The sequence below is a fragment of the Mesorhizobium bavaricum genome, assembly GCF_056781655.1.
Genome location: NZ_CM165566.1, coordinates 3,000,575 through 3,017,304, shown reverse-complemented (window position 1 = coordinate 3,017,304; position 16,730 = coordinate 3,000,575). Strand labels below are relative to the sequence as shown.

Here is a 16,730-nt window from a genome sequence, read left to right as displayed (position 1 = left end):
ATCACTGTGCCTTGCCCATGGCGCGAAGCGCGTTGGTCGCCGCGGTGTATTCGATGAAACTCCTCGGGCAATCGCGCACCGCAAGCCGGTAAAGGCGCACGGCCTCTTCGTCGCGGTGTTGCAGCCTGTGGAACTCGGCGACGAAGACATTGGCCTCGCAGACTTGCTCATTCTGCGTCATGCTGTCTTGATCTTCGGCGGCGGCCAGCGCCATTTCGGGCGTCTGGTCGCCCAGCAGCATGCGGACCAGCGGCGCCGGCCATTTCGTCATGTCGAGCTTGGCGTCGCGCAGGATACTCGGCTGCCCATTGTGGCGGCGGGTGAGGTCGAGCCACATCGCGTAGTAGGCATTGTCGGCCTGCAGCGCGGTCGCCTGTTCGAAGTCGGCCTGCGCCTTGACGGGCGAACTGGAATAGAAGCTGAGCATTCCCCTGCCACCGTAGAGATCGGCGTCTTTCGGGTCGATGCGTATGGCTTCGTCGTAGTCGCCGAAGGCGCCGTTGTAATCCGCCTTCTGCTCCCGCGCGAGGCCGCGACACTCGAAAGCACTGGCATCTTTCGCACTGAGACTGATGGCCTTGCCGCAATCCGCGATGGCGCGCTCGTGCTCCCCCTTGTAGAGCCAGACAAGGCCGCGACCGCTATAGGCTTCGGCATATTTGGGTTCGAGGCTGATCGCCTCATCGTAATCCGCGATGGCTCTGTCGTACTGAGCCTTGCGGCTGAACACCCAGCCGCGCCTCCGGTAGGCAGCAGCATATTGCGGGTCGAGTTTTATCGCCTGATCGTAGTCGGCGATGGCGCTGTCGTATTGGCCCTTGCGGCTGAACACCCAGCCTCGGTTCCTGAAGGCGTTGGCCATATCAGGCTTGATCATGATGGCGACGTTGTAGTCTGAAATGGCGCGGATGTATTCGCTCTTGGACGCCCAGGCCCTGCCCCTCTCGTTATAGATCCAGGCATCTCCGGGAGTGATGATGATTGCCTGGTCGTAGTCCGCGATTGCACGGTCGAGGTCACCCTTTTCAAACCAGATGAGACCCCGATTGTTGTAAGCCTTGGCGTAATTCGGATCGGCGCCGATCGCCTTGTCGAAATCCGCCATGGCGCGGTCGGGCTCCTTCTTCAACGACCACGTCCAGCCACGATTATTGTACGCTACCGCATCTCTGGGATCGACATCGATAGCTTGCCCGAAATCCGCGATGGCACGGTCGTAATCTTTCTTTCCGAGCCAGACATTGCCACGATCCCTATAGGTCTCGGCATCCCTTGGATCGAGCTTGATGGCCTCGCCATAGTCGGCAATGGCGCGATCGGTGTCGCCCTTCCTGACCCATGCGTCGCCGCGGCGGTGCCAGGCATTTACGTGTTTCGGATCGAGGCTGATCGCCTGGTCATAGTCGGCGATGGCGCGCTCGTCATTGCCCTTGTACGCCCAGGCTAGCCCGAGGTTGAAATACTGATCGGGGTCTTGCGGATCGAGAAAGATCGCCTGGCTGTAGCTGGTGACGGCGCTGTCGTAATCGCCGGTACGCAAAAAGGCATTGCCACGGTTGTTGTAGGCGGTGCTGTTTGACGGATCTAGGCTGATCGCCTTGTCGAGATCGGCGATGGCTTTGATATAATCGTGTTTAATATCATTCCAGATCATGGCCCGGTTGCCGTAGGCAACGGCGAGCTGCGGATTGAGGCTGATCGCCTGGCTGTAGTCGGCCATAGCGCGGTCGTAGTCACTCTTGTGGCCCCGGGCCAGCCCACGGTTGTTGAAGGCATCGGCGTCTTTCGGATCAAGACTGATCGCCTCGCCGTAATCGCCAATGGCGAGGTCGTAAGCACCCAGATCGTCCAATGCGTTGGCGCGGTTGAAATAGGCAAGGGCCCGATCGCTGGAGGTCGTCGCCTTGTCCACGATGGCGCCTGTGCAGGCAGCGATCCGCTTGGCGGTTTCAAGCTTGTCGTTGCCGCAATCTTCCATACCGCCAGCCACGGCGGGAGCGCCGAGCGCAAGCAGGACAAGAAGACTGGCGAGGACCCGCCGCCCCTGCTGCATCAGCCGCTCGACTTGCCACCCATCAAACATCATGTCAGCAGATTCTGGATCACAAATACGGTTGCTGGTCTCGTGCTAGACTTGATCAAACAAATCCTTGGTCTTCGCAAGTCGCCACCGCAAAGAAATGGTCAAATCCATCCCGCTACGCAGGCCTGTTAGCGCGTGCAGGTCGGATCAGCACGTCCTGGACGCGCTTTCTTCGTCGATATGACCGGGCTGGCTTGCAAAAGCCTCTGCCGCGCCCGAACGAGATTCTGTGGTACTCTAGCGCGCCTCTTCCGGCCTGCCGCCAATCGCAAACGCAAACCGGCCGTCGCGCCGTCTCAGCAGCGCGATGGCGAGGAAGGCGATGGCGCCACTCGCGGCGACGACGACCAGCACCCACAGCGAATTGGCGACGGATGTCCGCGCCATCATGAAGGCGAGCGCGAACGGCGCGAAGGCCGAGGTGAACTGGCGGGCAGCGCTCGCCCATCCCAGCCGCGCGCCATAGCGTTCGCGGCCGAAGAGCTCGAGCGGCAAGGTGCCGCCGACAATGCTGGTGAGGCCGGAACCGAGGCCGAACAGCAGCACGAACAGGAAGGCGCCGGGCAGCCATGGTGTGGTCAGCAGCAGCGTGCACAGCCCGGCCGTGAGCAGCGAAGCGGCAATGACGGCGAGATGCGTTTGCTGAAGGCGCCCGCCAAACAGCATGTTGATCAACCGGCTGGCGACCTGCGCCGGCCCGAACAGGGTCGAAACGAAGAGACCGGCCGCGCCGAGCCCCAGTGCCGCCGTCAGGGGCACCATGTGGATGAGGATCGCCGACAGCACGAAGCCCTCGGTGGCGAACCCCGCCAGCATCAACGGGAACGCCGCCCGTCCGCGCCGCGGATCGGGCCGCGCGCCCGCTTCATGGACCGGCCCGCGCTGCTGCGGCGTGGCCGTCGCGTGGCGGCGCGACAGCCGCATCAGCCAGGCGTGGATCGGCAGGCAGAGCCCGAGATTGAGCGCCGCGAACAAAAGATAGACCTCGCGCCATGTCAGTTGCGCATGCAGCGCCGAGGTCAGCGGCCAGAACAGGGTCGAGGCGAACCCGGCGATGAGCGTCAGGTGGGTGATGCTTCGTTGCGGCCGGGGCACCCCGATCTGCACGATCGCCACGAAGGCGGCGCTGTAGAGGACGAAGCTGGAGGCCAGCTCCATCGCCAGCAATGCCAAAACAAACGTCACGCGGCCGGGCGAGACGGCGCACAGCGCCAGCGCGAGGGCCGCCGCGACCGAGCCGACGGTCATGATGCGCCCGGCGCCGAACCGGTCGGCCCAGCGCCCGGCGGTGGGCGCGAACAGGCTGCCGGCAAACAGCGAGGCGGACAAGGCGCCGAACACCCACCCTTCCGCGAGGCCGAACTCCCCAGCCATTGCCGGCGCCAGGATCGAGAAGCTGTAATAGAGCGTGCCGTAGCCGATGATCTGGGTCAGTCCGAGCCCCCAGATCGCCTTGCGCAGGACAGACCGGTCAGGCATCGGCGCCTACGGCCTCCGCCGCCTTGGCGCCAACCGAGGGGCGGCCTGTCGCGCAACCGCAGCCCGACGCGCCTTTTGCCTTGGCGTCCGCATCCCTGGCGCAGCAGGCATCGACATTGGCGGGCGCAGGTCCGCCGCAGCAGCCTTCGCTGTCCAACCCGGTGACGATGTCGGCACTGCACACGCCGGTCTCCGGCAGCACCAGCCGCACCTCGCCGGCCGCGACATGGTCGCCGGCAATGTCGGCGACCACCGAGCGGACCTGCTCGTAGCCGGTCGCCATCAGGAAGGTCGGGGCGCGGCCGTAGGATTTCGAGCCGACGATGGTGAAGCCGGGTTCGGGGTGCGCGAGCTCCCTTATGCCATGCGCGGGAACCGTGCCGCAGGAATGGAAATTCGGATCGATCAGCGGCGCCAGCGCCGGCGGCGCTTCGACGGCGGGATCGAGCGCGATGCGGATTTCGCCGAGGAACGACAGGTCGGGGCGGAAGCCGGTGGTGACGACGATGCGGTCGACGGCAAGGCTGAACGGCCTGCCGGCTAGGCTGGCGTCGACGGCAAGCCCCTCGCCCTGCGTCTCGATGCTATTGACGGCGAAGGCCGCCAGCATGTTCAGCCGTCCGTCCGCCATCGCCTGCTTGGCGGCGAGGCCAAGCGCGCCACGTTCCGGCAACTGGTCGTTCAGCCCGCCGCCAAGCAGCCGATCGACGCTGGCGTGGCGCAGCGCCCAGAAGATCTCGGTGTCCGGCGCCGCGTCCTGCAACTCCATGAGCGCCAGGGCGACGTTGATCGCCGAGTGCCCGCCGCCGACGACGAGGACCCGCTTGCCCGCATAGCTGTCCCTGGCCTTGCCGACCACGTCGGGAATGCCGTAAGCGATGCGCCCGCAGGCCGTGCTTTCGCCGGCAACCGGCAGCCCGTCGACGCCGATGGGGTTCGGCCGCGACCATGTTCCGGACGCGTCGATGACGGCCCGCGCGAGAACGCGATGCTCGCCGCCGGCATCGCGATAGCGGATGACGAAGGGAGCGTCCTTGCGACCGTCATTGGCGACCTTGTCATGTCCCTGACGGGTGATCGCGGTGACCTCGGCGCCGAGCTTCAGGTTGCCGGCGATCCCGGGAAGTGCGGCAAGCGGCGCCAGATAATCGCGCACGATCTCGCCGCCGGTCGGCAGGCCCCGCATGTCCGGCGCCGTCCAGCCGGAGCGGTCGAGCAGCGCCCGCGCGGCCGCGTCGATATTGTATTGCCACGGCGAGAACACCCGCACATGGCCCCATTCGAGCAGTGCAGCACCGGCGCTTTCGCCACGTTCCAGGATGAGCGGACGGAGGCCGCGTTCGACGAGATACGCGGCGGCGGCGAGGCCGACCGGGCCTGCGCCGATCACCGCCACGGGAAGACTTGCCATCATGTCCATATGTTCGATCCTTCCGGTATCTTCGAATTACAAAGCAAAAAAATCAGGCCAGCGCCTTGCCGACTGCAGGCGCGCAGGTGGCATCGGCGCAGCACTCATCGGCGAGATAGCCGATCAGGGCATTCATGCCAGGATAGTTGGCGCGGCAGATCAGCGTCGTCGCCTGCCGCTCCTGCGTCACAAGGCCGGTGTCGACCAGCCGTTTGAGGTGATGCGACAGTGTCGAGGACGGGATGTCGAGCTTGCCCTGGACGCTGCCGACGGCAAGCCCGCCGTCACCGGCGCGCACGAGGATGCGGTAGAGCTGAAGCCGCGTCGGGTTGCCGAGCGCTTCGAGCTGGGCGGCTGCTTTTTCGAGTTTCATGGAAATAAGCTACGCGACGCCCGTCGAGTCGTCAACCCAATTTCGAAAAATTTGGAAATACCGTCAGCCGACCCGCTTGCCCGAGGCGTCGATGACCGCCTCGCCATCCTCCTTGGTGAACGCACCGATGTCCGGGTTGGGCAAGATATCCAGCACCTTTTCCGGCGGCCGTGCCAGCACGACGCCGAGCGGGCTCACCACGATCGGCCGGTTGATCAGGATCGGATGCGCCAGCATGAAATCGAGAATCTCGTCGTCGGACCATTTCGGATCGGCGAGGCCGAGTTCGGCATAGGGCGTGCCCTTCTCGCGCAGCACCTCACGCGGTGTCATGCCCATGGCCGCGATCAACTCGACGAGCTTCTGCCGTGACGGCGGCGTCTTCAGATATTCGATCACCTCCGGCTCCTCGCCCGACTGCCGGATAATGGCCAGCGTGTTGCGCGAGGTGCCGCAGGCTGGATTGTGATAGATGGTGATGGTCATTTCGCGGCTTTCATCTGTCTGGTTGGTTTCGGTTCGGCAAGCAGCCAGCCCGCCAGGGCCATGGCCGGCAGCGCTCCCAGCAATTCGGCGGCGATGAAACCCGGCAGGTCGACCGGGCGGATGCCGAGCGGGCTCGGAGAGAGCCCGCGCCCTGCCATCATGTGACCGCCAGCACCTTTCCCGTATCGTGCTGGCGCACGAAATCGACGCGGGCGCCGTCCCAATGGTAGCTGTAATGCCGGCCCTGGACCGGGATGGCGATCGCGTCCGGCCAGAAGATGCCGATGCAGCCCCCGCCTCGCATGCGCACGCTGCTCCACACCAGCCCGTCGCTGCCGGCGGCCCGTAGCGCCCGCCCTTCCGCCTGCGAGGCGCTGTAGTCGTCCGGATCGAGCACGCCGGGCACCGCGTTCACGTCATCGAGGTCGCGGTCGACGCTGCCGATCAGGACGCGGAAATCCGCCGTCCAACCCGGATCCTCATTGGTGGCGCGCATGAATTTCTGATGGTGGTGGATGGTCTCGGCGAGCGCCACCTCTTCGCTGTCGCCGGCATAGTAGAGTCCGTAGCTGCCATCCGAGAACCGGCCCGGCCGCAGGGTCGAACAATGCACGAAGGGCGCCATCACGAAGCTGGCGCCGGGGCCAGAAATCCGCCGGGCGGCGGACACTTTGCCGAGATCGCCGATCTCGAGCCGGATGCGTGGGTTCGTCTTCTCCTCGACGGCGGCCAGTGCCTCCCAGTCGCGCGGGTCGGCAATGTCCTCGAACAGGTCGATCGGCGGATGGATGGAGCGGATGATGCGGAAGGTCTGGGGCCAGTGGACGCGGCGACGGACCGCAAGCCCACTCACCATGCGCCACGCTCCGCATCAAGCCATTCGCGCATCGCGGCAAGGTCGGCGATCTCTCCGCGCAGCATCAAGTCGAGCGCCGATTGGCCGCCGAAAGTGGCATTGGGCTTGCGGATCCAGGCATAGCCGCGCGCCGGCTCCGTAAAGAGGTAGCGCAGGCCCTTGTGGATGCCCATCAGATGCGCCATGCGGGTGCGCAGGTCGCGATCGATCCTGCCGATGCCGCCCTCCTTCGAGCGTGCCCCAATCTTCCAGCGTGCCCAGGTGCGCGCCGACATGCCGCCGAGCAGGATGCAGGCCTCCAGGTCGGTGAGATTCCAGGCCTTGAACAGGTTGACAGTGGTGCGCGCCAGCGCGCCCGCCTCGTCGTCTGATATGACGCTTCCCACCGTGGCCGGTGTGGTGACTATCGGCTGAAGCTGCATTTTTGCTCCTCACTATTGGCAGATATATAGCACGTATCTGCCAATTGGCAAGGATGGGGATGGCGGGCCGCGCATCATCGGGGCGGCCCTTGGCGAAACTGGATCGTGCCTACTCCGCCGCCTCGTAACCGGCGATGCCCTTGATCTCGAGGAAATCCTCGAGCCCGTATTCGGCATATTCGCGGCCGTTGCCCGACTGCTTGTAGCCGCCGAACGGCAGGCCGGCGTCCCAGGCGGGATAGTTGATGTAGACATTGCCGGTGCGCATCCGCGCCGCCACTTCGCGCGCCTTCTGCATGTCCTTGGCCTGGATGTAGGAGGCAAGGCCGTAGACCGTATCGTTGGCGGTTTCGATCACTTCCTCGACGCTGTCATAGGGCATGATCGCCAGCACCGGTCCGAAGACCTCCTCGCGCGCGATCCGCATGTCGTGGGTGACGTCGGCGAACACGGTCGGCCGGACATAATAGCCGCGGTTGAGTTCGGCGGGACGGCCGGGGCCGCCGGTGACCAGCGTGGCACCTTCTTCGATGCCGCTCTGGATCAGCTCCTGGATCTTGTCGAACTGGACCTGGCTGACGACCGGGCCAAGCTTGGTGCCGGCCGCGTCGGCGGGGCCCACGGTGAACTTTTCCGCGGCCGCCTTGGCATAGCCGGCGGCCTCGTCGTGGCGGTCGCGTGGCACGAACATGCGCGTCGGCGCGTTGCAGGACTGGCCGCTGTTGCCGAAGCAGCCGGCGACGCCCTTGGTGACGGCCTTCGTAAGATCGACATCGGGAAACAGGATGTTGGCCGACTTGCCGCCGAGCTCCTGATGCACGCGCTTGACTGTATCGGCGGCGGCCTTGGCCACCAGGATGCCGGCGCGGGTCGAACCGGTGAACGACATCATGTCGATGTCGGGGTGGCTGGACAGCGCCTGTCCGACGCCCGGTCCATCGCCATTGACGAGGTTGAAGACGCCCTTCGGCACCCCGGCCTCGTCCAGGATTTCGGCGAAGATGATGGCGTCGAGCGGCGCGATCTCGGACGGCTTGAGCACCATGGTGCAGCCGGCGGCAAGGGCCGGACCGACCTTGCAGGTGATCTGGTTGAGCGGCCAGTTCCACGGCGTGATCAGGCCGACGACGCCGATCGGCTCCTTGACCACGAGCGAGCTGCCCTTGACGTGGCGGAACTCGAAGCTCTTGAGCACTTCGGCCATCTTCTGCAGATGCGCGAGACCGACGCCGACCTGGCTGTCCAATGCCATCTGGCGCGGCGCGCCCATCTCGCGCGACACGGCGAGCGCCAGATCCGCGCTGCGCTTCTTGTAGATCTCTATGATGCGGTTCAAGAGCTCGAGCCGCTCGCCGACCTCTGTAAAGCCGAACGTGCTGAAGGCGCGCTTGGCCGCGGCCACCGCCTTGTCGACATCGGCCTTGGAGCCGAGCGAGATCTGCGCGAAGGCATCCTCGTTCGACGGATCGATGACGTCGAACGTGTTGGGCACAACCGGATCGACCCAAGCGCCATCGATATAGAACTGCAGATTGTGTGACATGGTTTTCTCCCTGGGGTGCGCCGCATGGCCGCGCCGGCCGTCATATGTGGCTGGAGATAACGATGCACAAACGGCGCTGTCAAACGCAAGAGCCAAGTGATTGAGCCAGCCTGTGCAATATGCCTTCGTCGTCCTGGGGCGGACCGCTCCGCATCAGCCTGCCAGCCTCTTGCTCATATAGACCGTCATCCCGTTCATGAACGGCTCTTCCCGGTCCACGATATAGCCGCATCTTTTGTAGAGCGACACATTGGCCTCGAAGGCGCCGTTGGTCAGCAGGCGCAGCTCGCGGCGTCCCGCTTCGATCGCCTGGCGCTCGGCCCGCTCCAGCAAAAGTCGGCCGATGCCCCTGCCCTGCGCCCGCGGTACGACGCAGACATTCTCGATCCAGAGGTGATCCTCGGCCAGCATGGTTTCGATCATCCCGACAATGGCGCCATCCTCGACGGCGAGATCGAACGGATGCTCGGCAACGGCCTTGTCGTAGTCGGCGCGCATCGGCAGCGGCTCGCGGCCAATCACCGGCACCCATTTGGCATAGGCGGCGCGAACGATATCCCTGATCGCGGGGGCATCCGCCGGCTCGGCCGGCCGAAGCTGGATGGAAGGATTGATGGTCATCGAAAAATGCTCCAGGTGTGAAAAACCCCGCCGGCGGCTGTCGCGGGCGGGGCTGGAAACGAACGAACCGGGTCTATCGTACCGGTCTTTGTCGTCGCGCAATCAGCTTGCCGCTCCGCACTGTGCGAGGGCGGCGTCGCTTGGTGTTGGTGGGCGCAAGGACGAACATGGCGTCAAGCTGGAGCAGGAAGAGCGGCGCTGTCAAGCCGACCGCTCAATCGATAATGTTCTCATGTCATGGAATCACTGCCTTGCGATAACGGCAATCGATCAATGGACAAAAAATGACCGGGACGCTGAACAAGGCGGTGCGGATGGTCGCCATCCTGAACCTTGGCTATTTCGGAATCGAGTTTGCCGTGGCCGTGTGGATCGGATCGGTCTCGCTGTTCGCGGACAGCATCGATTTTCTGGAGGATGCATCCGTCAACCTGCTGATCATGGTCGCGCTGGGCTGGACTATCCGCAACCGAGCGCGGCTCGGAATGGCGCTGGCGGGGGTCCTTTTGATCCCGGCTTTGGCCACCCTTTGGACGGCCTGGGAGAAATTCAACATCCCGATCCCGCCAGCGCCCGTTCCGCTAACGCTTACCGCGGCCGGCGCGATCCTCGTCAACCTGTCGTGCGCGCTCATGCTCGCTCGCTATCGCCATCACAGCGGCAGTCTTACCCATGCGGCATTCCTGTCGGCTCGCAACGACGTCCTGGCGAATGTCTCAATCATTGCCGCCGGCCTGGTCACGGCATTCGTGTGGAACTCGGCTTGGCCAGATATTGTCGTTGGCCTGGCAATCGCCGCCATGAATGCGGATGCTGCCCGCGAGGTTTTCACCGCCGCAAGACGCGAGTTCGCGCAAAGCCAAATTTCAAGCTGAGGCACTGCCGCCGATCCGGACGCGATCCTTGCGCCCTCAATATTCCTGGGCCGTCGGCCGGAACAGGATTTCGTTGATGTCGACCTCTTCGGGCTGGCTCATGGCGAACAGTTCGGTCGCCACAGCACCCTGCGAGATGATGGTGGTACGGTGTTGCTGACGGCGGCAGCTCTGGCGTTCGAGTGGACGGCTCAGCCGGGCACGTCGACCCGGCCGAGCCAGCCTGTGACCTGATCGAGCGTCTCACGCTCCTGGTCGCACTGCTTGGAAAACCCTTCGATGAGCCGCGCGCCCGGCGCATGGTCGGCGAGGACCTTCAGGCTCTGCCCGAGGCCGTAGCCGCCATGCGTGATGAACGGCACCAATGTCTTGCCCGACAGATCGTGCCGCGACAGGAAGGAGCGGATCACCGAAGGCGCGGTCATGCCCCAGATCGGAAACCCCAGGAAGACTGCCTCGTAGGATGCGATGCCCGGCACCATGTCGGCGAGCGGCGGTTCAAAGCCGGAGTCTCGCTGCTGTTGCGCGACCGCGACCTGTTGCTCGTAGTCTTCCGGATAGGGATCGACGGTCTGGATCTCGAAGATGTCAGCTCCGAGAGCCCGACTGATCTGGTGCGCGATGACGCGCGTATTGCCGGTGCGGGTGTAGTACGCCACCAGAATTTTGGCGCCGTCCGCCCGCCGTGCCTTCGACGCGCTGGCAGGCTGGCTCAATCCAGTGCTCAATCCGGCACCCAGTGGCAATGCAAGTGCGGTCATAAGCGCACCTCGCCTTGAGACTGACTGGCTCATCTCGCTCTCCTCGTGCGCTGGCTCAGCGATCGATCCTTGCCGCCTGTTGCGGGGAGTAGCGCTCTCCCTGCACGGCAATCGCCGAGACCGCGCTCTCGATGTTGCGAAGATCGTCCGCCGCCAGCGCAACGGCGGACGATGCGATGTTCTCCTCGAGACGATTGAGCTTGGTGGTGCCGGGGATCGGAACGATCCAGGGCTTCCGCGCCAGCAACCAGGCGAGCGCGACCTGTGCGGGGGTCACCTTCTTCTCGGCCGCGATCGCGACGATCGCATCGACCAGCGCCTGGTTCGCCTTCCGAGCCTCCTCTGCAAAACGCGGGACGGTGTTGCGGAAGTCGCTGCTGTCGAACGTCGTGTTGGCGTTGATGGCGCCAGTGAGGAAGCCCTTGCCCAGGGGGCTGAAGGGCACGAAGCCGATCCCCAGCTCTTCGAGGACCGGCAGGATCGCCTCCTCGGGCTCCCGCCACCACAGCGAGTATTCGCTTTGCAGCGCGGCGACCGGCTGCACCGCATGCGCGCGCCTGATCGTGCGCACGCCCGCCTCGGAGAGACCGAAATGCTTCACCTTGCCCTGCTGGATCAAGTCCTTCACCGCGCCGGCCACCTCTTCGATCGGTACGACCGGATCGACGCGGTGCTGGTAGAGGAGGTCGATGTGGTCGGTCCGCAGCCGTTTGAGCGAGGCCTCGACGACGTCGCGAATATGCTCCGGCCGGCTGTCCATGCCGTCGTGTCCGGCTGTACCAGCGATGTCGATGCCGAACTTGGTGGCGATCACCACCTGGTCGCGGATTGGCAGCAGCGCCTCACCGACGACCTCCTCGTTCTTGAACGGGCCATAGACCTCCGCGGTGTCGAAGAATGTGACGCCGCGCTCGAACGCCGCCCGGATCAGGCGGACAGCATCCGCCGTCTCCATCGGTTGCCCGTAGGACTGGCTCATGCCCATGCAGCCCAGCCCGATGGCCGAGACTTCGAGACCGCTGTTTCCAAGTGTGCGCTTTTGCATTGTTTTGCTCCTTTGTTCAGGCCTGGTACTGCGCGTCGCTGACATGCTCCATCCAGTCGACGGCCTTGCCGTCGAGCGCCTCCTGGATGGCGATGTGTGTCATGGCGGTGGTGGATGCCGCGCCATGCCAGTGCTTCTCGCCCGGTTCGAAGCGAACCACGTCGCCGGGCCGGATCTCCTCGACCGGGCCGCCCTCGCGCTGCACGCGTCCGCAGCCGGCGGTGACGATCAGCAGCTGACCGAGCGGATGGGTGTGCCATGCAGTGCGCGCGCCGGGCTCGAAGGTCACGGCATTGCCGGCCGCGCGCGCCGGGGCGATGGCTTGAAACAGCGGATCGATGCGCACCGTGCCGGTGAACCAGTCGCCCGGCCCCTTGCCCGAGGCTTGAGAGCCGCTTCGCTTGATGTCCATGATCTTATCCCTTCTTCAAAAGGCGCCCGCCTTCAAACGAGGCAAATCGCTGCCGTCATTTTTCAGGGCCGCCTGATTTTGGGTGCCCGATTGTGATGACGCCTATTTAGGGCCTGCGATTGGCCGCGATTAGCTGCTATATCCGGCATGTACTTATGAGAAGGACTCATGAATGCCGCGCGATAATCTCAACGAGCTGACCGCCTTTCTCGCCGTCGCGCGTGAAGAGAGCTTCACCCGGGCGGCGGCCAAGCTCGGCGTTTCGCAATCGGCGCTCAGCCACACAGTGCGCGCGCTGGAGGAACGGCTGGGCCTGAGGCTGTTGACCCGCACCACGCGCAGCGTCTCGCCGACCGAGGCGGGCGAGCGCCTGTTGCGCACCGTGGGACCAAGGCTCGACGAGATCGAGACTGAGCTGACCGCCTTGAGCGCGTTGCGCGAAAAACCCGCCGGCACCATCCGCATCACCGCCGGCGAGCACGCCGCCGATGCGGTCCTGTGGCCGGCGATCGCCCGACTGCTGCCGGACTATCCCGACATCAGGATAGAGATCATCGTCGACTACGGCCTGACCGACATCGTCGCCGAGCGCTACGACGCCGGCGTGCGGCTTGGCGAACAGGTCGCTCGCGACATGATTGCGGTGCGCATCGGCCCCGACATGCGCATGGCGGTGGTCGGTTCACCTTCCTACTTCGCCACCCGGCCAAAGCCGCGCACGCCGCAGGACCTGACCACCCACAACTGCATCAACTTGCGCCTGCCGACCTATGGCGGGCTCTATGCCTGGGAATTCGAGAAGGCGGGGCGCGAACTGAAGGTGCGCGTCGAAGGTCAGCTGGTGTTCAACACGGCCGCTCTGCGGTTGAATGCCGTGCTTGCCGGCCTGGGTCTTGCCTATCTGCCCGAGGACCAGGTGCATGCGCACCTTGCCGACGGCCGGATGGTGCGGGTGCTGGCCGACTGGTGCCCGCCCTTCCCCGGCTACCACCTCTATTACCCCAGCCGTCGGCAGGCGACGCCCGCCTTCTCGCTGCTTGTCGACGCCTTGCGCTACCGGGACCAAGTTTGAACGATCTGGATCGCATCCGAGGCCGTTCTATCTTCCTGCCTGAACGTGAACTTTGTTAAGAACACCGGAGCCATCGCCATGACCGAAACCGCGCTTGCCGACACGTATCGCGGCTACATCGCTTGCCTCAACGATCAGGACTGGCGAAATCTCCATCGCTTCGTTCACGACGAAGCGCATTACAATGGCGACCGGGTCGGCCTGGCCGGCTATCGCAAGATGCTGGAGCGGGATTTTTCCGAAATCCCTGACCTCTTTTTCGACATCCAGTTGCTGATCTCCGACACGCCTTTCATAGCCAGCCGGCTTCAATTCAACTGCACGCCAAAGGGGAATTTTCTTGGCCTGCCCGTCAACGGCAGGAAAGTCTCCTTCAGCGAGAACGTCTTCTATGAATTTCTCGACGGCAGGATCAGGCACGTCTGGTCGGTGATAGACAAGGCGGCCATCGAAGCTCAGCTCTAGCGGATGTCGCCTGAAAGTCCTGCTGATCCCTGCATCGAGGCGAAACGGCAATCGTTCTGGAAAATCGATCATTCTAACGAAAATAATTCGTTGGAAAGATTGGTCTAGGAATGGCATTCCTCCGGCGTAGTCGCCTGGAGCATTGCATTGTCTTCCCTTACCCACATCGCGAACGATATTCCGAAAAGCCTGATTTCCGCCGAACTCGCCCAGGGGCGAAAGTCGCTCAATTCGGCGTGGAACGGCGTCATTCCCGGCATCGTGCTTGTCGCGATGATCACCGGTGTCGCCTTCTCGGCCCGCAATGTCTCCGGCTTCGCTCTGTTCAGCCCGATGATCCTCGCCGTCGTCGCCGGCATGATCTATTCCAACGTGCTCGGCACGCCCGCCCACGCCAGGGCCGGCATCGCCTTTTCGCAGCGCCGGCTGCTGCGCTTCGCCATCGTGCTGCTCGGCTTCCAGCTGACGCTTGGCCAGGTGGTCTCGATCGGCGCCGGTGGTGTCGGCATCGTCGCGCTGACGCTTGGCGCCACCTTCGTCTTCACCATCACGCTCGGCCGGCTGATCGGCGTCGACGCCAAGCTGGCGCAGCTGATCGCCGCCGGCACCTCGATCTGCGGCGCCTCGGCCATCGTCGCCACCAACATCGTCACCGATGCGCGCGACGAGGACGTCACCTACGCCGTCGCCTCGATCACGCTGTTCGGCACCGTCGCCATGCTCGGCTTCCCGCTGCTGGCACCCGTGCTCGGCCTCGACCAGCACGCTTTTGGCCTGTGGGCCGGCGCCTCGATCCACGAGGTCGCGCAAGTCATCGGCGCCGGCTTCCAGAACGGCACCCAGTCCGGCGAGATCGCCACCGTCGCCAAGCTGACCCGCGTCGCCATGCTGGCGCCGATGGTCATCGCGCTCGGCCTGATGGCGCGCCGCAAGGGCAGCGACCCGTCGGCGGCGCGGCCACCCATGCCGTGGTTCGTCGCCGCATTCGTCGCCGTGGTGGCACTGAACAGCCTCGTCACCGTGCCCGCCGAGGTGAAATCGGCGATGGCGCTTGCCACCACCATCATGCTGACCATGGGGCTGGCCGCCATGGGCCTGCAGGCCGACATTTCGCAGCTGCGCTCGCGCGGCCTGCGCCCGCTGGCGCTCGCCTTCTCGGCCTTCCTGTTCATCGGCTGCTTCAGCCTGATGCTGGTGAAGTTCGCCTGAGCCAGACCAGGGCATGTTGAGATTCAGGTCAGGCCGAGCCGAGAACGATGGCTTTCGAGAACCGGAGCGGAGCGTACTTAAAGTACGTGAGCACCGGAAGCGCAGAGAGCCGCCGTTCGCAGGCCGGCCTCACCTGAATATCAATATGCCCTAGTCCTCGAACGAGCTCGCCGCGGTATAGATCGCCGCCAGCGTCTCGATGCCGGCCTGGTCTGCCTTGTCGAAGCGGCCGGGCAACGGGCTGTCGAGATCGAGCACGCCGAAGACGCCGTCATCGTCTTCGAGCAGCACGACCAGTTCCGAGCGCGAGTCGGCGTCGCAGGCGATGTGGCCCGGGAAATCGTGCACGTCCTTGATCAGCATCGAGGTGCCGAGTTCGACCGCCGTTCCGCAGACGCCCTTGCCGACGGCGATGCGCACGCAGGCCGGCTTGCCCTGGAAGGGGCCGAGCACCATTTCCTCGTCGGATTGCAGGAAATAGAAGCCGGCCCAGTTGAGGTCCGGCACCATCTGGAAGATCAGCGCCGCGGTGTTGGCGGCGTTGGCGATCGAATCGCGCTCGCCGTCGAGCAGCGCTTTCAGTTGCGTGGCGAGGCCGCGGTAGAACGCGGCCTTGTCCGACGTGTCGATGGCCTTGGCCGCAAACATGGCTTGTCTCCGTATCGAGAATCGCGGTTCCGTTTCCGCAAGCTCCTGCACCAAACGACGACCGCGCGATACTAGCGTGAATTCCGGTCGCCGCGAAAGTCGGGGAGAAGATGCCCTGTCCGACACTCCGGCAGCACGGCACGTCCGTCGAACCGTGCTGCCTTGATCAAGAAGGCAAGTCGATCAGCCGGCGGGTTTGTAGGCGCCGGCAGCCTTGTTGGCAGCCGCGAGCACTGCCTTCATGTCGAGTTCTTCCAGGACAACCATCTCGGTCAGCGAGCCGCTCGCTCGCACCGCAAGGGACATGCCAATCCCCGCGGACTGGTCCGGCACCTCGCCATTGACGACGACGTCATAGACGCCGCGCGTGAACATCACGCTGGTCACCTTGCCGCCAACGCTTTCAAAAAGCGCCTTGACCGCAGCTTGCCTGTCCGAGCCTTGCATCAATCCTTTGGCGGCATGAGGCGCATAGTTTGCCAAAATAGTCACTTTCATGGGTATTTCCTCCAAATGTCATTGTCTCGTGGCTGCTCCACAATTCGAGCGGCACGGAGCGATTTATTTTTCGGAACAATTGCAGGCGCCCTTGGACGCCTTGGCGGCCAAGGGCCCACTGCCGGATGAATATGCGCTGAAGCTAATATAATGACAATACCGGGCACGCCGATACCGCCGACAGGAAGGTGTCTGGCTGGACCACCCTCGGCCAGCGCGATCGACCCGCGCCACTGGTGCGATGTGGTACCGACGTTGCGTGGAAGCAGCGGCGGCGCCGCAGACTCACATCGGGCGTTTGGGTTCGCCCTTTGATGGCGTTGCCGTGTCGGAGTCGGATTTCTTGTGCTTGTCGGCGGCAATCCTGCGGATGCGGTCGAAGCGGCTTTCTTCGGTGGCTTCGGTCGTGACGACCGTCTCTGGCTTCTGCACGAACGTGATCATGGATCCGTCTCCTGGGCTAGAGGCCTG

The 16,730-nt window shown here is 64.3% G+C and carries 20 protein-coding genes and 1 pseudogene; 4 read left to right on the top strand and 17 right to left on the bottom strand.

What is annotated here, in order from left to right; translation table 11 throughout:
* Position 1 precedes the first annotated feature (1 nt).
* The 10 genes from AC1RZR_RS14705 to AC1RZR_RS14660 all read right to left on the bottom strand — a co-directional run bounded on the left by AC1RZR_RS14705 (position 2) and on the right by AC1RZR_RS14660 (position 9,274).
* Positions 2 to 2,086 carry a tetratricopeptide repeat protein gene (locus AC1RZR_RS14705; protein WP_481828737.1) on the bottom strand — a complete coding sequence of 695 codons (2,085 nt, stop codon included), beginning with the start codon at positions 2,084 to 2,086 and terminating at the stop codon, positions 2 to 4.
* Between the two features lie 234 nt (positions 2,087 to 2,320).
* On the bottom strand, positions 2,321 to 3,562 hold the full coding sequence (arsK, locus tag AC1RZR_RS14700) for an arsenite efflux MFS transporter ArsK (protein WP_481828736.1): 1,242 nt from the start codon (positions 3,560 to 3,562) through the stop codon (positions 2,321 to 2,323).
* Complete coding sequence (locus tag AC1RZR_RS14695; protein WP_481828735.1) at positions 3,555 to 4,982, bottom strand: NAD(P)-binding domain-containing protein; 1,428 nt, start codon at positions 4,980 to 4,982, stop codon at positions 3,555 to 3,557. The genes arsK and AC1RZR_RS14695 overlap by 8 nt, the downstream gene beginning before the upstream one ends.
* A gap of 43 nt (positions 4,983 to 5,025) precedes the next feature.
* A complete protein-coding gene (locus AC1RZR_RS14690) occupies positions 5,026 to 5,346 on the bottom strand; it encodes an ArsR/SmtB family transcription factor (protein ID WP_111543255.1) in 321 nt (106 codons plus the stop codon).
* Positions 5,347 to 5,409: 63 nt separating this feature from the next.
* Positions 5,410 to 5,832 carry an arsenate reductase (glutaredoxin) gene (gene arsC, locus AC1RZR_RS14685; RefSeq protein ID WP_481828734.1) on the bottom strand — a complete coding sequence of 141 codons (423 nt, stop codon included), beginning with the start codon at positions 5,830 to 5,832 and terminating at the stop codon, positions 5,410 to 5,412.
* Entirely contained in the window at positions 5,829 to 5,993 is a 165-nt protein-coding gene (locus tag AC1RZR_RS14680) for a hypothetical protein (RefSeq protein WP_481828733.1), read from the bottom strand. Before AC1RZR_RS14680 ends, arsC begins: the two co-directional genes overlap by 4 nt.
* Positions 5,990 to 6,688, bottom strand: coding sequence for an RES family NAD+ phosphorylase (locus AC1RZR_RS14675; RefSeq protein ID WP_481828732.1), 699 nt, complete (start codon positions 6,686 to 6,688; stop codon positions 5,990 to 5,992). Before AC1RZR_RS14675 ends, AC1RZR_RS14680 begins: the two co-directional genes overlap by 4 nt.
* Positions 6,682 to 7,110: an MbcA/ParS/Xre antitoxin family protein gene (locus AC1RZR_RS14670; RefSeq protein ID WP_481828731.1), complete on the bottom strand. Its 429-nt coding sequence runs from the start codon at positions 7,108 to 7,110 to the stop codon at positions 6,682 to 6,684. Before AC1RZR_RS14670 ends, AC1RZR_RS14675 begins: the two co-directional genes overlap by 7 nt.
* A 109-nt stretch (positions 7,111 to 7,219) precedes the next feature.
* A complete protein-coding gene (locus AC1RZR_RS14665; protein WP_481828730.1) occupies positions 7,220 to 8,653 on the bottom strand; it encodes an aldehyde dehydrogenase family protein in 1,434 nt (477 codons plus the stop codon).
* 153 nt (positions 8,654 to 8,806) lie between these two features.
* Positions 8,807 to 9,274 carry a GNAT family N-acetyltransferase gene (locus AC1RZR_RS14660; protein ID WP_481828729.1) on the bottom strand — a complete coding sequence of 156 codons (468 nt, stop codon included), beginning with the start codon at positions 9,272 to 9,274 and terminating at the stop codon, positions 8,807 to 8,809.
* A 284-nt stretch (positions 9,275 to 9,558) separates the two neighbouring features.
* Between AC1RZR_RS14660 and AC1RZR_RS14655 the strand changes: the two genes are divergently transcribed.
* Positions 9,559 to 10,149: a cation efflux transmembrane domain-containing protein gene (locus AC1RZR_RS14655; RefSeq protein WP_481828728.1), complete on the top strand. Its 591-nt coding sequence runs from the start codon at positions 9,559 to 9,561 to the stop codon at positions 10,147 to 10,149.
* A gap of 36 nt (positions 10,150 to 10,185) precedes the next feature.
* On the opposite strand, the pseudogene AC1RZR_RS14650 reads toward AC1RZR_RS14655, so the two are convergent.
* From AC1RZR_RS14650 to AC1RZR_RS14635, 4 genes and pseudogenes are all read right to left on the bottom strand, one after another.
* Positions 10,186 to 10,326: pseudogene (locus AC1RZR_RS14650) on the bottom strand (oxidoreductase); the annotation flags it as partial.
* A gap of 14 nt (positions 10,327 to 10,340) precedes the next feature.
* A complete protein-coding gene (locus AC1RZR_RS14645; protein ID WP_481828727.1) occupies positions 10,341 to 10,943 on the bottom strand; it encodes a flavodoxin in 603 nt (200 codons plus the stop codon).
* 22 nt (positions 10,944 to 10,965) lie between these two features.
* A complete protein-coding gene (locus AC1RZR_RS14640) occupies positions 10,966 to 11,955 on the bottom strand; it encodes an aldo/keto reductase (RefSeq protein WP_481829064.1) in 990 nt (329 codons plus the stop codon).
* A 16-nt stretch (positions 11,956 to 11,971) separates the two neighbouring features.
* Positions 11,972 to 12,367 carry a (R)-mandelonitrile lyase gene (locus AC1RZR_RS14635; protein ID WP_481828726.1) on the bottom strand — a complete coding sequence of 132 codons (396 nt, stop codon included), beginning with the start codon at positions 12,365 to 12,367 and terminating at the stop codon, positions 11,972 to 11,974.
* Positions 12,368 to 12,539: 172 nt separating this feature from the next.
* Between AC1RZR_RS14635 and AC1RZR_RS14630 the strand changes: the two genes are divergently transcribed.
* From AC1RZR_RS14630 to AC1RZR_RS14620, 3 genes are all read left to right on the top strand, one after another.
* Positions 12,540 to 13,439 (top strand): LysR family transcriptional regulator, encoded by a 900-nt coding sequence (locus AC1RZR_RS14630; RefSeq protein ID WP_481828725.1) that lies wholly within the window; start codon positions 12,540 to 12,542, stop codon positions 13,437 to 13,439.
* 78 nt (positions 13,440 to 13,517) lie between these two features.
* Entirely contained in the window at positions 13,518 to 13,904 is a 387-nt protein-coding gene (locus tag AC1RZR_RS14625) for an ester cyclase (protein WP_481828724.1), read from the top strand.
* Between the two features lie 147 nt (positions 13,905 to 14,051).
* Entirely contained in the window at positions 14,052 to 15,113 is a 1,062-nt protein-coding gene (locus AC1RZR_RS14620; protein ID WP_481828723.1) for a YeiH family protein, read from the top strand.
* A gap of 150 nt (positions 15,114 to 15,263) precedes the next feature.
* Here AC1RZR_RS14620 and AC1RZR_RS14615 read toward each other — a convergent pair whose 3' ends face one another.
* From AC1RZR_RS14615 to AC1RZR_RS14605, 3 genes are all read right to left on the bottom strand, one after another.
* The gene (locus AC1RZR_RS14615; protein ID WP_481828722.1) at positions 15,264 to 15,761 is read right to left on the bottom strand and encodes a GAF domain-containing protein; all 498 of its coding nucleotides are present in this window, start codon (positions 15,759 to 15,761) and stop codon (positions 15,264 to 15,266) included.
* 183 nt (positions 15,762 to 15,944) lie between these two features.
* Complete coding sequence (locus AC1RZR_RS14610) at positions 15,945 to 16,259, bottom strand: GYD domain-containing protein (RefSeq protein ID WP_481828721.1); 315 nt, start codon at positions 16,257 to 16,259, stop codon at positions 15,945 to 15,947.
* A 285-nt stretch (positions 16,260 to 16,544) separates the two neighbouring features.
* Positions 16,545 to 16,703, bottom strand: coding sequence for a hypothetical protein (locus tag AC1RZR_RS14605; RefSeq protein WP_477278211.1), 159 nt, complete (start codon positions 16,701 to 16,703; stop codon positions 16,545 to 16,547).
* Positions 16,704 to 16,730: the final 27 nt, after the last annotated feature.

Bases quoted from the DNA above. Each gene is read 5' to 3' on its own strand.
- AC1RZR_RS14705 (WP_481828737.1), bottom strand. From the start codon at position 2,086: ATGATGTTTGATGGGTGGCAAGTCGAGCGGCTGATGCAGCAGGGGCGG.
- arsK (WP_481828736.1), bottom strand. From the start codon at position 3,562: ATGCCTGACCGGTCTGTCCTGCGCAAGGCGATCTGGGGGCTCGGACTG.
- AC1RZR_RS14695 (WP_481828735.1), bottom strand. From the start codon at position 4,982: ATGGACATGATGGCAAGTCTTCCCGTGGCGGTGATCGGCGCAGGCCCG.
- AC1RZR_RS14690 (WP_111543255.1), bottom strand. From the start codon at position 5,346: ATGAAACTCGAAAAAGCAGCCGCCCAGCTCGAAGCGCTCGGCAACCCG.
- arsC (WP_481828734.1), bottom strand. From the start codon at position 5,832: ATGACCATCACCATCTATCACAATCCAGCCTGCGGCACCTCGCGCAAC.
- AC1RZR_RS14680 (WP_481828733.1), bottom strand. From the start codon at position 5,993: ATGATGGCAGGGCGCGGGCTCTCTCCGAGCCCGCTCGGCATCCGCCCG.
- AC1RZR_RS14675 (WP_481828732.1), bottom strand. From the start codon at position 6,688: ATGGTGAGTGGGCTTGCGGTCCGTCGCCGCGTCCACTGGCCCCAGACC.
- AC1RZR_RS14670 (WP_481828731.1), bottom strand. From the start codon at position 7,110: ATGCAGCTTCAGCCGATAGTCACCACACCGGCCACGGTGGGAAGCGTC.
- AC1RZR_RS14665 (WP_481828730.1), bottom strand. From the start codon at position 8,653: ATGTCACACAATCTGCAGTTCTATATCGATGGCGCTTGGGTCGATCCG.
- AC1RZR_RS14660 (WP_481828729.1), bottom strand. From the start codon at position 9,274: ATGACCATCAATCCTTCCATCCAGCTTCGGCCGGCCGAGCCGGCGGAT.
- AC1RZR_RS14655 (WP_481828728.1), top strand. From the start codon at position 9,559: ATGACCGGGACGCTGAACAAGGCGGTGCGGATGGTCGCCATCCTGAAC.
- AC1RZR_RS14645 (WP_481828727.1), bottom strand. From the start codon at position 10,943: ATGAGCCAGTCAGTCTCAAGGCGAGGTGCGCTTATGACCGCACTTGCA.
- AC1RZR_RS14640 (WP_481829064.1), bottom strand. From the start codon at position 11,955: ATGCAAAAGCGCACACTTGGAAACAGCGGTCTCGAAGTCTCGGCCATC.
- AC1RZR_RS14635 (WP_481828726.1), bottom strand. From the start codon at position 12,367: ATGGACATCAAGCGAAGCGGCTCTCAAGCCTCGGGCAAGGGGCCGGGC.
- AC1RZR_RS14630 (WP_481828725.1), top strand. From the start codon at position 12,540: ATGCCGCGCGATAATCTCAACGAGCTGACCGCCTTTCTCGCCGTCGCG.
- AC1RZR_RS14625 (WP_481828724.1), top strand. From the start codon at position 13,518: ATGACCGAAACCGCGCTTGCCGACACGTATCGCGGCTACATCGCTTGC.
- AC1RZR_RS14615 (WP_481828722.1), bottom strand. From the start codon at position 15,761: ATGTTTGCGGCCAAGGCCATCGACACGTCGGACAAGGCCGCGTTCTAC.
- AC1RZR_RS14610 (WP_481828721.1), bottom strand. From the start codon at position 16,259: ATGAAAGTGACTATTTTGGCAAACTATGCGCCTCATGCCGCCAAAGGA.
- AC1RZR_RS14605 (WP_477278211.1), bottom strand. From the start codon at position 16,703: ATGATCACGTTCGTGCAGAAGCCAGAGACGGTCGTCACGACCGAAGCC.